The following is a 15,186-nucleotide window of genomic DNA, read 5'->3' as shown; positions in this document are numbered from 1 at the left end:
TGCTAATCCTAAAAAATACAATATCTTTTACCAATTAATAAGCCCATTCAATAATACAGACATTTTATCTGCCCCTTTTTTATTCATATGATCACTATCGTAAAAATCATCGTCATGAAATAATGGAGAGTCAAATAAATCTATTACTTGAAAAGAATACAGATTTTGAAATTCATGTATAACATGATAAAACCCTTCTTTTAATTTTGGACTAACAAATCGAGAATAATGCGATGTCACAGGAAATACAACGACAATTGGTTTTATATTATTTTGCATCATCAATTCAAGGTACTTCTTGAAAATCATTTTATTCTCAACCAAAGTATTCGGATAACACAGTTTCGAATGCGACTGCGCTCTTATTTTACCGTGTTCTTCAAATGTCATATGAAGAGGTGGTGCATTCCATTCAGCATGTAACCATGGTAATGCCTGTAATTTATCTCCTAACTGTTCTAAACAAGCGTATTCGAAATTTTCATTAAAAATAGAGGTGAGGGATTCTGGAGTATCCAATTGTACTAAACCATGAGTAGATAAAGGAGCGGAAACTAACGTATGATGCCCATCTTGAAACAAAGGATGATACACATTGTGAATGCGAAATGCCTCAGACGATAAGGATAAGTCAAAATGAAAAGAAAAATAGCCAATCCCCATTATGCAATATTGAAATACATGCGAGTTTGAAAGGAGTTGTTTTGCTATTAAGTAGTCATAGTATAAATCTTGTGATGGAAGCGTTAATTTAACTGATTGTTTTTTGAGAAGTTTAGAGTTTATACCGCAATGCGGATAGGACAGTCCAGTAATTAATAATTCATAGATAGGATTACTCTTTATCTTTTTCATAACAATGTATAGATGCATGAAATCTGGATTTATTTGATACATCGCAATTAGGCGATTTTTCCATTCATACATATAATTTGTTAAATTAATAATTTTCTTACTCTCGACTCCAAATTGTATAAGTTTATTTGATAACAACTCAGCATCTCTTCCCCAAATAACTACATAATGAAAAGTAGTATTTAAAAAAACAGAATCTGAAAGAGATTCAACATTTAATATGGTTTTGCATTTTTTTCTATCTATTAAATTTCGAATAACATTTCCTGAAAATTCATCACTCATAATAATAATATCGTATCCTTCTTGCATCCTATATACCTCCTTCATTATAAAATATACTATGAAGCTTCTTAACAATTTGTAACAAAAAAGCTGCACCATTATGGTGCAGCTAATTATATAAAGAAAAACATACTATGTGATTTTCACATGATAACTAAGCTCATTTATATGAAATAGTCTTTTATTCTATATCCCTTTATCCAGCTCATACAGCCTACGATATTTCTCATTTTCTTTAAGTAACTGCTCATGACTACCATGCATTGTAATTTGACCGCCATCAAGGAAAATGATTTCATCTACATGCTCAATTCCTACAAGATGATGCGTTATCCAAATGACCGTTTTCTCTTTCGTCGCGGAAAACATCGTTTCTAATAATGCTAATTCCGTTTTAGGATCCAAACCGATAGTCGGCTCATCAAGTACAATAACCGGAGCCTTTTGCATAAGAGTTCTTGCAAAAGCTACCCTTTGTCTTTCACCACCAGAAAATCGCTTTCCCATCTCATGCATTTTCGTCTGTAATCCAGCTGGAAGAGATCTTATATGCGAAGCAAATTGCGCTTGTTCTAAAGCATTCCAAATCTCCTCATCCGTAGCATCAGGTTTGCCAATACGAACATTATTTCCGATTGTCGTATCAAATAAATGCGGCTTTTGATTTAACACAGAAATATATTTCGATAAAAGATTTGTATTTGCTTGTTCACCATTTAATAAAACTTGACCATTTACCGGACTTAGAGCACCAGTTAATAACTTTAATAAAGTAGACTTCCCCGTCCCACTTCTTCCTAAAATAGCAATCTTCTTTCCTGCTTTAACTTGAAGCGAAACACCTTTCAACACAAATTCCGTACTATTTGGATAACTATATGAAACAGTTTTCAGTTCAACATCCACATGCTTTGGCACAACATAGTTTCTATCTGAGATTCGTTCTTGATCTTTCGAAACCATTTCACTTTCTACGCTATTAAGCCGATGAGCAGATTCTACATAAGATGGGATTCGATCAACCGCATCGGCAACAGGAATAAGTACGTTTGTTACGGATAGTGTCATTAATATGAACGCTGCAATAACTGTAGGTGCAATCTGTTCACTTGCTGCTTCATTTCCAGTCCACATAATCATAGAAATCACTACAATTCCGACTATGAAATGAATCATCCCCTCTCGAATATGGTGCCAACGTTTCACTTTCTTCTCAGTCTTTAATAACTCCACATTTTGCGCTGTATATTCCTTAATATATTCTGACTTTCTACCACTCGCCTGCCAATCAGATAGGCCAAAAACCGCATCCGTCAACTTTTGATATAAGCGATTTCTACCTCTTTTCAAAGTAACATGATGTTGTTTCATCATAAATAGTGATATGAATGGGAGAAGAAAAACAATTACCGCTAACATACACCCTGCAATAAGTGCAAACATCCAGTCAAACGCACCAAGAACAAGGACAAAAATGCTATATACAACTAATGCTAATATACTAGGGAATATGGTACGCAAATATAGATTTTGCAAATGCTCTATATCCTCAGATAATATACCGAGTACGTCGCCAGTTTGAAACCGAGATCGGAAAAATAACGCTTGCGGTTCTACAATTCTATATAATTTTGTCCTCATTTTTTCTAATATACGTAGAACGACATCATGCCCAACTAAACGCTCTATATAATGAAAAACAGCTTGTCCTATACTAAAAGCACGTGTTGCAACAATCGGGACATATACAGCCATCACATTTTCCGGACGAAGAGAAGATTTAGAAATTAAATAACCTGAAATAAAAAGTAGCATTGCCCCTGAACTTACTCCAAGAAGTCCAAGTAGAATAGTCAAAGTCATTCTACCTTTATTTTGCTTTATATAAGGTCTGATCCAATTACTCATCTCTCTCCCCTCCCTTTCGCATGGAAATGTAATGACTCTCTATCTAAAAGCTCTTCATATGTTCCACTTTCTATAATTTTCCCTTTATTTAAAATAACAATATGATCCATCTGTTTCATCCAATGTAGACGATGTGTTGCGAGAAAGACTAGTTTACCTTTAAACATACGTAACATGGATTGCTTTATTTCAAATTCAGTTTCAATATCAAGATGCGCTGTCGGTTCATCTAATAAAATGATAGGTTTTTTACTTAAAAGCGCACGCGCCATCGCAACACGTTGTTCCTGTCCGCCACTTAACATGCGTCCACCTTCTCCAATTCTTTCGTACATTCCATTTGGAAGCAATTCAATAAGTGAACGAAGACCTACTTCATCTATTATTCTTTCTATTTCTTCATCCATTATATTTGTCTCATAAAAACATAAATTATCTCTTAACGAAATTGGAAAAATATAGGGTTGTTGCGGAATATATGCAATATTTTTTAGCCAATCTTCACGAGTATACGCATCGATTTGCACGCCATTTACTGTCATGTTTCCGTGTGACGGTTGTAAGAATCCTGCTAATATATCAATAAGTGTTGACTTACCTGCCCCGCTTTCACCAATGATACCGATAGCTCCATTACCTTTCCATGAGAAGTGAATATCTTCTAACATCGCTTTTTCCGATTCATCATTACAAACCTTTATGCCCTTTAATGCCACACTACTAAAGGAATCCCATACCACCTTTTCACTAGATACATGAGTTGACATATCTTTTTGCTTTTGTAAAATCCCTTCAATTTGCTCCATTGCAATTTGTCCATCTAATGTTGCATGGTAATTCGCTCCAACTTGTCGAATCGGTAAAAAATATTCTGGAGCTAAAATTAAAATTGTAAGAGCTGGTAATAGAATAATCGTTCCATCTATTAAACGAATACCTAAACCTACTGCAACAAAAGCAATCGATAAGCTCGTAAAGAAATCTAGTGCGAAAGAAGAAAGAAAAGCAACTCGCAAAGTGCGAAGCGTTGCTTTTCTATATCTTTTACTTACTTTTTCGATTTTCCCTTCATGCTGTTTACTTTTCCCTAAATACTTTAATGTTTCTAATCCTTTTAACGTATCTACAAAGTGATTTGATAATACACGATACGTATCATATTGATTATCAGCCATTTTCTGTGCTGCTAACCCTAATAGAATCATAAAAACAATGACAATTGGGATCGTTACAACTAAAATTACCGCAGACTCTATATCTAATGTAAAAACATATATAACAATTAGCGCCGGAACGATACTACTCCGAATCATTTTAGGAATTGTTAATTCAATATATGTTTTAAATTTCTCAATACCTTCAATTGATAAGGTAACCAGATGACCAGTTCCAACTGTTTGAACATATCGTGGGCCTAATGTAAAATACGCCTCTATTAATTGCTTTCGTAGCAACAATCCTGTTTTTTCAGCAAAACGTTCGACCAAGATCTGTGAAGTACGAACCAATATTTGACGTGCAGCAAATGAAATTCCAAAATATAAAATATCATTCAGCACAACTTGTACTGCTTCGCCTTGAAATAAAAACGTAATCGCACGTGCTAAAAATACTGTCTGTACAATAATACTACAAGCTTCTAAAATACTTATAAAACCTAATACTACATATAAAAACTGGCTACCAGGATACGACGGAAGTCCTCTTTTTCTTTTCATTAGTACTCCAAATCTTTGTCTGACTTAACAGGTTGTCTAAACACATAGAAACTCCATATTTGGCTTCCCATAACAAACGGTAATATAGCAATTGAAAAATAAGTCATAAGCTTTAATGCATAATCTCCTGACGCTGCATTATAAATTGTCAAATCGTTTATTGCCCCTAGCGAGCTAATTAAAACGCGTGGGAACATACCGATAAACACACTCGCACTTAGTAAAATGATTGTTAAACTCGTCATAAAGAACGCCCAACCATCTCTTCTTCTTTTATTTAATAATGTTGACGCACATAACGCTACAAAAGCTCCAATTGGAACCATAATCCACTCTGTTCCATGAGCAGTGAAAATATCTGTTTTCCATAACCCTACACCGGCAAAAATAAGAAGTGCTATAATTGCGAATGGTGCAATTTTCAACGCAGCAATACGTGCACGTTCTCTTAACTTACCTGTTGTACGTATAGTAAGGAATTGCAATCCGTGAACAATACATAACAGAAGGAACATTACTCCTCCAAGTAATGCAAATGGATGAAGTAATTGCAAGAATCCACCTACTACATTTTTACTTTCATCAATTGGAATACCTACCATAAAGTTTGCAATTGCAACTCCCCAAAGAATAGGTGGTAGCAGACTTCCCAAAAACATGCCCCAATCCCAAAAACCTTTCCATTTATGATTATCTATTTTCGCACGGAATTTAAAGGAAACACCTCTTATAATTAATGCCAGAAGCATAAACACAAAAGGAATATAAAACCCGCTAAATAAAGTTGCATACCAGTGCGGGAATGCTGCAAACATAGCACCACCAGCACAAACAAGCCAAACTTCATTTGCGTGCCAGAACGGTCCAATTGTATTTAAATATATACGTTTTTCCAAATCGTTCTTTCCTAAAAACCTTGAAACCATTCCTACACCAAAATCGAAACCTTCAAGTACAAAGAAGCCAATGAATAAGGTTGAAATAATTAGAAACCATAACTCATTAAGAGATAACATACTCTTCCTCCTTATCAAATGGATCATGGCTTTGAGAATCCTGTTTCGCTTTCTTATTCTCATGTCCTTTAATAATACGAACGAATAAGTAAACAGTAATTCCTCCTATAATTAAATATAGTGATGTAAACGAAACTAAAGAGAATAATACTTCTCCGAACGTAACATTTGGAGATACAGCATCTTCCGTTTTCATAACACCGAAAACTACCCAAGGCTGACGTCCCATTTCAGTCATAATCCATCCTACTGTATTACCGATAAACGGTAGTGAAATTGCATACACCATTAATTTTAAATACAAAGGTTTTTCAGTTAAGCGATCTTTTCTTGATAAGAACCATCCGTATGCTCCAAGAAGCAGCATAAATGTTCCACTCATTACCATCGCTCGAAAACTCCAGAACATAGTGTGTACTGGTGGAATATAATCTCCAGGCCCATATTTTTCTTCATATTGCTTTTGAATTTGATTCATCCCTTCTACTTGACCGCTAAATTTATCATATGATAATAGACTTAGCATATAAGGGATTTGAATTTCAAACGAATTTTCTTTCTTCTCTGCATCAATTTTCGCAAATACTGTAAATGGCGCTGGATCCTCACTCGTATTCCATAACGCTTCAGCTGCTGCCATTTTCATCGGATGTGTCTTAATTAATTGTTGTGCTTGCGCATGACCGAAGAATAATACTAGCGCAGTTGTAAGTGTTCCAACAATGATAGAAATACGGAACGATTTTTTAAACACTTCAGTTTCTTGAGCTTTAGTTATTTTCCATGCACTCACACCTGCGATAAAGAATGCACCAGTTGCAATTGCTGCTGTAATGGTATGCGGGAACTGCACCCATAATTGTGGGTTTTGAATAATCGCTAAGAAATCATTCATTTGTGCACGTCCATCTGCTGCCATTTCATATCCTACTGGCGATTGCATAAATGCACTTGCAGTTAAAATCCAAAATGCTGATAACATTGTTCCTATTGAAAGGAGCCAAATACATAAAAGATGAATTCGCTTCGGAAGTTTATCCTCACCAAATACCCATAACCCAAGAAATGTTGATTCTATAAAGAAGGCTAATAGCCCTTCAATTGCAAGTGATGGTCCGAAAACATCACCAACAAAACGTGAATACGTTGACCAGTTCATACCAAACTGAAATTCTTGTAAAATACCTGTTACAACACCTACTGCGAAGTTAACAAGAAATATTTGTGTCCAAAACTTTGTCATCTTCTTATAAACGTCTTGTCCCTTTACCACATACAACGTTTGCATTAACGCAATGATAAAAGCTAACCCGATAGACAGCGGAACGAAAAAGTAATGAAAAATCGTTGTTGATGCAAATTGTATTCGTGCCAATTCGAGCGTTTCCATGCTACAGTCACTTCCTTCATAGTTTTTATTTAATAAAAATAGATTGACTTATAATGATTGATTTCTACCACTACAACTCAATCATTTGGAAATACGAAAAGATAATTCTGTTTATGTATTGTTCGAAAACATTAATTTTCAGTCTTTTTATCCATTACAAGGAAAAGCTTTTTTCATTTTGATTTACCTTTTTCACTATTTCCACAATGTTTTGTTCGTTAATCGAATTGTATAATATACTTACATAATAAATTCGGATGATTTTTGACGTATTCTTGACAGGATTTTGTCTGAAATATGTCATTTGTAATTTTTTTGAAATGGTTTTTTTACATTACAAAAATGTATTTTTAAACATAGCGCTTACTTTTACAGCAATAAAAAAGTCATTTTTTTCTTCATACACTTGACTTTCCCTCCAAAAAATGTCCGCGAATCTCATTTAGAAATCCTCTTATATTTTGTCAAGAGAAAAATATATTTTCAAAATTCAAATCAAGAATATTACTATTCACAAATAGAAAAAAACCTCTCCTTTTTTATATAAAAATTCACATTTTCGTCATTTTCCAAACGTGAACACATATGTAGAACTACTTCTACCTTTACTTCGCTTCAAGACAACTTTGCAATAAAAATAGTAAAAAACACCGAGAATGGATTACATTCCCGGTGTTTCATTTCGCTTATTTTGCTGTATGCTTTTTAATCGCTGGCATAATTTCAGTCGCAATCAATTCAATATTTTTTACAATCTTATCAAATGGAACACCACCAAAATCAATTTGTGCCATAAATCGTTGTTGCCCATATAATTCATATTGGTAGAGCATTTTCTCAATAATTTGCTGTGGACTACCGATCATTAACGCATCTCGATAATCTATCGCCCCTGTAAATTGTTGCTCCGGATAACCTCCACCACGTAATGCAAGCATACCAGCATTAATATGAGAATAATACTCACTAAGTGCATCCTGTGAATTTTTCGCTGTATAAAATAAACTTGTTGTCGCAATTGGTAAAGTTGCTAGATCAAATCCCTTTTGCTCTGCTGCTTCACGATACGCATCAACTGAAACTTTGAAATTAATAGCAGGTCCACCTAGCGTCGTTAACATCATCGGCACACCAGCATGTCCCGCTTTAATTGCACTAGCAGGTGGCCCACCAACAGCACGCCAAATCGGCATCTTATTCTCTTTAGGTCTTGGTAAAATAGTCACATGTTTAAGCGGTGCTCTAAATTCCCCTTTCCACGTTACACTTTCCTCTTTATTTATTTTTAATAAAAGATCCATCTTTTCTTCAAATAATTCCTCATAATCATTTACATCATAACCGAGTAAGCTATATCCTCCTATACGTGAACCACGTCCTGCTACAATTTCAGCACGACCATTTGAAATTAAATCAATCGTAGCAAAATCTTCATATACACGAACTGGATCAGACGTACTTAATACCGTTGCTGAACTAGCAATTTTAATATTTTTCGTCGCTTGTGCAATAGCCCCTAAAATAACTGTATGTGCTTGCGTTGCAAAATACGTTTGATGACTTTCACCGACAGCAAACACATCAATCCCTGCTTCATCAGCTAACTTACTCGTCTCAATTAATTCATGAATTCGCTGCTCTGCACTAATTTTCGAACCATTATGTGGATTTAAAATATGATCTCCAATTGAATATAATCCAAATTCGATTCCCTTACTTGTATCAATACGATATTTTTCCATAGTTCCTTTTCCTCTCTTAATCAAGTGGCACTAATTTTTCTTCAATTTCTTTTCTTCTTTCTTCTAAAAACGGTGGTAAATCTAACTTTATCCCAAGCTCTTCAACCGTCGAATCCACTGTAAATCCTGGACCATCTGTTGCAATTTCAAATAAAATTCCGTTTGATTCACGGAAATATAAACTTTTAAAGTAAAAACGGTCGATAATCCCTGTTGTCTCAAATCCTTTTTCTTTCACCGCTTCATTCCAATAACTCAGTTCTTCATCATTTTTTACACGAATTGCCAAATGATGAATACTTCCCTTCCCTGATCTTTCTCTTTCTCCATCTTGCTGTTTCACTAAAATTTCTCCGAAAGACTGGCCTGGAACAGATTGATATATCCCCTCAATATTTGTGCGAGTTACTTCTTTATACCCAAACAAATCTGTTAATGTTTTTGATATTTTATTTAAGTTTCGTACTGTCATTTCAACTGTACCCATACCTAAAATACGATTATTTCTCTCTACGGAAGATTCCCATGCAGTCCAATATTCAGGCACTTCTTCTCCGTTATTATTTAACAATACTAAACGTAGACCGTCTGGATCTTCAAAATGTAAGGCATTTCTTCCGGCATATGTTGTAATTTCCCCATGTACCACCTGGAACGACTCAAAACGTTTCTTCCAAAAAGTAAGACTTCCTATAGAAGGTACGAGCAAACCAATTTGTGTAATCGCATTAGTACCGCGAATCGTTCTCCCTACATTCGGCATTTCAAAAAATGATAATTCTGTTCCGGCACTACCTGTTAAATCCCCATAAAATAAATGATACATAAAAGGATTATCTTGATTAACAGTCTTTTTCACTCGGCGTAACCCTAACACTTTTTGATAAAAATCATTATTCGTTTGCGCATTTTTTGTCACCATCGAAATGTGATGATGTCCTGGAATTGTATACATGATTTCTCCTCCTTCAATTATCACTTGATTAATCAATTGATAGTGTAAAAAAAATTACTCCCCCGGTAATTCTTTTTTTTCACTATGCTTATGAACTCGCGTCATTAACGCATATAGTATGTTCTGTTCTTCTTCATTTAATACATCCTCAAAAAATGATGATTGAAATGCAAGTTGTTCCGGCAACGCTCTTTCTATCACTGCTTCACCCTTATCAGTAAGGCTAATCATTTTCGTTTTCCAATCTTGCTTTCGTGCAATATATCCTTCTTTTTCAAGACGTGCTAACATACGCGAGATGCCACCTTGTGTAACCGTAACTTTTTCAGCTAACTCCATTTGTGTCAGTGGCTGATAAATTCGAATTTGCATAAGCACATCAAATTGAGCTGTCGTTAAATCAAAACGTTTTAAAAACTCATTTGACATCTGATTACTTTGGTTCGTAAAACGGATTAAACGTAACCAAATTAACGATCCTATCGTATTTTCACGCATGCATTATCACTTCCTATCGTTAATCTCAACATCACTTTACTACTCAATTGATAAAAAAGCAAGTAAAGAGTAAATACATTTTTAATCCAAAAAAACTTAACTCTGAGCTATAGTAGAAAAAATCCATTTTACAACGGATTTTTTCTTAACAAGATTTTATTAAGACTCTAGTGTTGCTTCGAAATAATATTTGATTAAAATTATTGCGCGAACCCATGTTTTACGATAAATAAAAAGAAGAATCAATATACCTTCTTCTCTTCCTGAGTGAACATTCCGTTTTATAAAAAAGTTTGAATAAAAAATGAAACAAACAAAAAGTAGGCCCAAAACACACCACCCATGTAGTATATTTTAGGGCTACTTGACGTTTACTATATCGCCTTATTAAGAAAGGATTAGGTTTCAACCCCTACCCTTTTCATACGTTTATTTTTGTTTTACGAAACGGTATGTTTGGAAATTCTTCCTATCAAACAGTTGCATTTTATTATCTCAAAATTTTGGACTTTTAATGCTATAATCTATCTTTCTGTATCAATAGCTTTTCCTCTTTCCATATATTTCTTATCTCCGAATCTGTCCATTTCCACGAATCACATATTTTGTGGAAGTCAATGCAGGAAGCCCCATTGGTCCCCTTACGTGCAGTTTTTGCGTACTGATGCCGATTTCCGCGCCGAAGCCAAATTCAAAACCATCAGTAAAGCGGGTTGAAGCATTATGATAGAGTGCCGCGGCATCGACGGACGTGAAAAACTTGCTGACGTTTTCCTCATTCTCTGTAATAATCGCTTCGGAATGCATGGATCCATAAGTATTTATGTGATTAATTGCTTCTTCAGCAGTAGAAACTACTTTGACTGCTAGCGTGAGAGACAAAAATTCTGTTTCCCAGTCTTCTTCTGAAGCGGGTACAATAGAAGAATCGATTGCCAATGCTTTATTATCTCCACGCAGCTCCACTCCTCTTTCCTTCAAGATAGAAAACAGCTCGGCACCAAATCGCTGCGCCCAATTCTCATGAAGTATAATCGTTTCGATTGCATTACATACAGATGGACGCTGTATTTTGGCGTTAACGACAATATCAAATGCCATTTGCTTATCCGCTGTTTCATCAATGAAAATGTGACAATTTCCCGCACCTGTTTCTAGTACAGGAACAGACGCTTCTCTCACTACAGTATCTATTAACTGCTTGCCACCTCTTGGGATAAGAACATCCAAGTACTCGTTTAATGTAAACAGCTGCTTCGCGCTATCTCGTGACGTATCTTCAATAAGCTGTACGCTTTCCGGAGGGAAGTTCATTTGTTTGAGCGCTCGGTGAATAACAGCAACGATGGCTTTATTAGAATAAGTAGCTGAGGAACTACCACGCAAGATCACTGCGTTTCCTGTTTTCAAGCAAATTGTGGCCGCATCTACCGTCACGTTTGGCCGCGCCTCGTAAATCATCCCAACAACACCAAGTGGCACTCGCATTTCTTGAATAGACAACCCATTCGGCCGTTCCCATGCAGTTACACATTCTCCGACAGGATCGCGTAAAGCAATCAGCTGCCGGATACCTTCTGTCATATCAATAATGCGCTGTTCATTCAGCATAAGGCGATCAAGAAGAGAAGCAGAAAATCCTTTCGCCTTACCTTCTTCGATATCCCGTTTGTTCTCCTCCAAAATATAAGGTGTTTCTACTATCAATTGCTCAGCAATCGCGGCAAGTGCCTCGTTTTTTTGATTTGTGGATTTGAGCACAAGTTCTCCAGCAATCTTTTTCGCTTTTTTCCCCTTTGCCAACACTTCATTCATTTTCATTTCCTCCTCTTAAAGATTCAAAAGTATAAATTTTAAGGTGTGTTTCACTCCGCAAACTTGGCACTACCATCCAAATCTCTCCTGCATAAATATTAGCTGAATCGATTGAAGAATTAGAGCCAGATTTAGAACTGAGGACTCTGTGTTCTATACTTGAACGAGCTTCTCTCTATTCTTAAAACGAAATCCAATTATCTCTATGGATGACTTCATAGCTATGCCTTTCGCCTCGTTCTTGAATGTCTTGGCTCTGCATACCTTTTAGATCTCTCAGTTCCTCTGCACTATATCTGCATTGTCCTTTTCCTATCACGCGCCCTTGTTGCGTGATAACCTCTACGACTTCTCCTACTCGGAAGAACCCAGACACACTAGTAACACCAGCAGGAAGAAGACTTTTTCCATGCTGAATGATGGCAGTGGCTGCTCCGGCATCTACTTCAATTTGTCCGCTGACAAGCGAATGTAGCGCGATCCATTGTTTGTTCATCTTAATCACTTTTTGAGGAGCATTACCGATATACGTTCCATCACCTTTCCCCTTCAAAACATCTAAAAACTTCTCCTGTCCACGACCTGTTCCAATGAATACACTCACCCCAAGAGATAGTGCCGTCTTTGCAGCATCGATTTTCGATTTCATACCGCCAGTTCCAAGTTTTGAACCAGCATCTCCAGCAAGAGAAGCGATTTCTTCCGTAACCTCAGGGAGAAAGTAATATTTTTTCGCGTCCGCATTTTTCTGGGGATTTTGGTCATATAAACCATTCACATCCGTAAAAATCATGAGCATATCCGCCGAAACAAGCCCGCTTACTAAAGCTGACAGCATATCATTATCACCAAACGTCAGCTCCTCTAGAGAAATAGAATCATTTTCATTGATTATAGGAAGCGCTGAACGGTTTAGTAGCTCCCCTAAAGTAGCGTATGCATTGCTATATTGTTCTTTTCTAGAAAAATCACTTCTCGTCAGCAAAAGTTGCGCGGTAACGATCCCATATTTATGGAATTCCTCCGTATACGCCTGCATTAACAAACTTTGCCCGACAGCCGCGGCAGCCTGTTTACCCTTAATTGTCACAGGTCGGCTAGGATACCCTAGAGCGGAAAAACCTGCAGCAACGGCCCCAGATGTAATCAGCAAAACTTCATGTCCTTCCTGTTTCAGTCGTGTCAATGCGGCAACGTGATCTGAAAGCTGTTCCTCAGAGATGCCACCATGATTAGCTGCCAAGGAACTACTCCCAATCTTCACAACAATTCGTTGCTTTTTCACTTTTGTACCTCCTAGTCTAAATTCCAAGTTTTTTGTAAATTATGCTTCTATACGTGCATTTTGCAGCAATGTCTCTTCTCATCAATGCTGCCTATCTAGTAATAAAGAGCAAAATAAAAATGACCGCTTCGCCCTTAATAAAAAGGACGAAACGATCATTGTTCCGCGGTACCACCTTCATTGATATAAATATATATCCACTTGGCGCCTATAACGCAGGCGTACGCCTAAACTTTCATTTAAGACTCAGGGATAGGTTCGATACTTTCTATACGAGGAATCTTTCAGCCGGCGAATTCCACTCTCTTGCGCAAGAAGACATATGTACTAGTTCCCTTCAACGATTTTTAATTTAATTTTAATACATTATGCGATATAGTGCATTTTTGTGTCAAGAGATATTTTGAAAAATTAATAGGGCGACAAGTTTTAAGTATGAGATTATGTACACACTATATTACCATCACCTTATCTAGAAAAAGTTGATATAACTACACCTTATCTCTTATTCATACACATAAAACCTTCTAAACATCTCTTAGTTTACTACATAAAGAACAATTCATGTCAAAATGGGCATTTCCCCCCAATACATTATGCGATTGATAGTGATGTGTTGCTATTCTCCAACATGATTTTAAATATTACCGGGTAGTATATAACAAAAAACATTAAATTATAGAGAATGTACTTGTTTAGTACAGAATAAAATTGATTTCTATATTTTTTGTATTGCAAAAAGGAATGCACTCTCTTAAAATGTTTTTTTATATTGTATGGGATATTATTTAATTTTTTCAGAATAATAATTTCAAATCGATAAAATTTATTATAAAAGGAGCAAGATCGAGTTATTATGGATAAAAAAATTGGATTCATCGGATGCGGAAACATGGGTATCGCTATGATAGGTGGGATGATTAGTAAAAACGTAGTATCTTTAGATAAGATAATTTGTTCAGATTTAAGCGTCCTTAATCTAAAAAATGCTAGTGAAAAATATGACATAACTACAACTACTGACAACAATGAAGTAGCTAAAAGTGCTGATATTTTAATTTTATCAATCAAACCGGACCTATACTCATCAGTAATTAACGAAATAAAAGAGCATATAAAAAACGATGTTATAGTCGTAACTATTGCTGCGGGAAAAAGCATTAAGAGTACTGAGGATACTTTCGGTAAAAAGTTAAAGGTTGTAAGAGTAATGCCTAATACGCCAGCTCTTGTTGGCGAAGGAATGTCTGCGTTGTGTTCTAATGAAATGGTTACAGAAAAAGATTTAGAAGATGTACTAAACATTTTTAATAGTTTTGGCCAAACAGAGATTGTAAATGAAAAATTAATGGATGTTGTAACATCTGTAAGTGGTTCTTCTCCAGCATATATATATATGTTTATAGAAGCCATGGCAGATGCTGCTGTACTAGAAGGTATGCCAAGAAATCAAGCATATAAATTCGCCGCTCAAGCTGTATTAGGTTCTGCAAAAATGGTACTGGAAACGGGAATACATCCTGGCGCATTAAAAGATATGGTTTGTTCTCCAGGTGGAACGACAATAGAAGCTGTAGCAACATTAGAAGAAAAAGGCTTAAGAACAGCCATCATCTCAGCTATGAAACGTTGTACTCAAAAATCTGTTGAACTATCTAGTCTAACGAAAGAGTAAAAACTAAGTTTAAAGGAGCCCACTTAAGATAAAGTTAGCCAAGT

General features: G+C 35.8%; 11 protein-coding genes and 1 other annotated feature. Of the genes, 1 reads left to right on the top strand and 10 read right to left on the bottom strand.

The annotated features are described in order from the left end of the window. Nucleotides 1-27 precede the first annotated feature (27 nt). From DJ93_RS22090 to proB, 10 genes are all read right to left on the bottom strand, one after another. Nucleotides 28-1,167: a hypothetical protein gene (locus DJ93_RS22090; RefSeq protein WP_042983242.1), complete on the bottom strand. Its 1,140-nt coding sequence runs from the start codon at nucleotides 1,165-1,167 to the stop codon at nucleotides 28-30. A gap of 159 nt (nucleotides 1,168-1,326) precedes the next feature. After that, the gene (gene cydC, locus DJ93_RS22085; RefSeq protein ID WP_042983241.1) at nucleotides 1,327-3,048 is read right to left on the bottom strand and encodes a thiol reductant ABC exporter subunit CydC; all 1,722 of its coding nucleotides are present in this window, start codon (nucleotides 3,046-3,048) and stop codon (nucleotides 1,327-1,329) included. Then, complete coding sequence (gene cydD / locus DJ93_RS22080) at nucleotides 3,045-4,766, bottom strand: thiol reductant ABC exporter subunit CydD (RefSeq protein WP_042983240.1); 1,722 nt, start codon at nucleotides 4,764-4,766, stop codon at nucleotides 3,045-3,047. Before cydD ends, cydC begins: the two co-directional genes overlap by 4 nt. Beyond that, entirely contained in the window at nucleotides 4,766-5,782 is a 1,017-nt protein-coding gene (cydB, locus tag DJ93_RS22075) for a cytochrome d ubiquinol oxidase subunit II (RefSeq protein WP_042983239.1), read from the bottom strand. The genes cydD and cydB overlap by 1 nt, the downstream gene beginning before the upstream one ends. Further along, a complete protein-coding gene (cydA, locus tag DJ93_RS22070; RefSeq protein WP_042983237.1) occupies nucleotides 5,769-7,172 on the bottom strand; it encodes a cytochrome ubiquinol oxidase subunit I in 1,404 nt (467 codons plus the stop codon). The genes cydB and cydA overlap by 14 nt, the downstream gene beginning before the upstream one ends. Before the next feature lie 686 nt (nucleotides 7,173-7,858). Further along, entirely contained in the window at nucleotides 7,859-8,914 is a 1,056-nt protein-coding gene (locus DJ93_RS22065; RefSeq protein ID WP_042983236.1) for an LLM class flavin-dependent oxidoreductase, read from the bottom strand. A 16-nt stretch (nucleotides 8,915-8,930) separates the two neighbouring features. Further along, nucleotides 8,931-9,869 (bottom strand): ring-cleaving dioxygenase, encoded by a 939-nt coding sequence (locus DJ93_RS22060; protein WP_042983235.1) that lies wholly within the window; start codon nucleotides 9,867-9,869, stop codon nucleotides 8,931-8,933. 54 nt (nucleotides 9,870-9,923) lie between these two features. After that, nucleotides 9,924-10,367, bottom strand: a complete 444-nt coding sequence (locus DJ93_RS22055) for a MarR family winged helix-turn-helix transcriptional regulator (RefSeq protein WP_042983234.1) — start codon at nucleotides 10,365-10,367, stop codon at nucleotides 9,924-9,926. Nucleotides 10,368-10,934: 567 nt separating this feature from the next. Continuing rightward, entirely contained in the window at nucleotides 10,935-12,182 is a 1,248-nt protein-coding gene (locus DJ93_RS22050; RefSeq protein ID WP_042983233.1) for a glutamate-5-semialdehyde dehydrogenase, read from the bottom strand. 181 nt (nucleotides 12,183-12,363) lie between these two features. Then, entirely contained in the window at nucleotides 12,364-13,467 is a 1,104-nt protein-coding gene (gene proB / locus DJ93_RS22045; protein WP_042983232.1) for a glutamate 5-kinase, read from the bottom strand. Between the two features lie 139 nt (nucleotides 13,468-13,606). After that, nucleotides 13,607-13,817 (bottom strand) — a binding site (T-box leader). A gap of 506 nt (nucleotides 13,818-14,323) precedes the next feature. Here proB and proC point away from each other — a divergent pair. Continuing rightward, nucleotides 14,324-15,142 (top strand): pyrroline-5-carboxylate reductase, encoded by an 819-nt coding sequence (proC, locus tag DJ93_RS22040; RefSeq protein WP_042983231.1) that lies wholly within the window; start codon nucleotides 14,324-14,326, stop codon nucleotides 15,140-15,142. Nucleotides 15,143-15,186 lie beyond the last annotated feature (44 nt).

Source organism: Bacillus clarus, assembly GCF_000746925.1.
In the GTDB taxonomy this organism is placed as follows: Bacteria; Bacillota; Bacilli; order Bacillales; family Bacillaceae_G; genus Bacillus_A; species Bacillus_A clarus.
The sequence above is the reverse complement of the archived record's forward strand: the minus strand, read 5'-3'. Positions and strand labels throughout refer to the sequence as shown.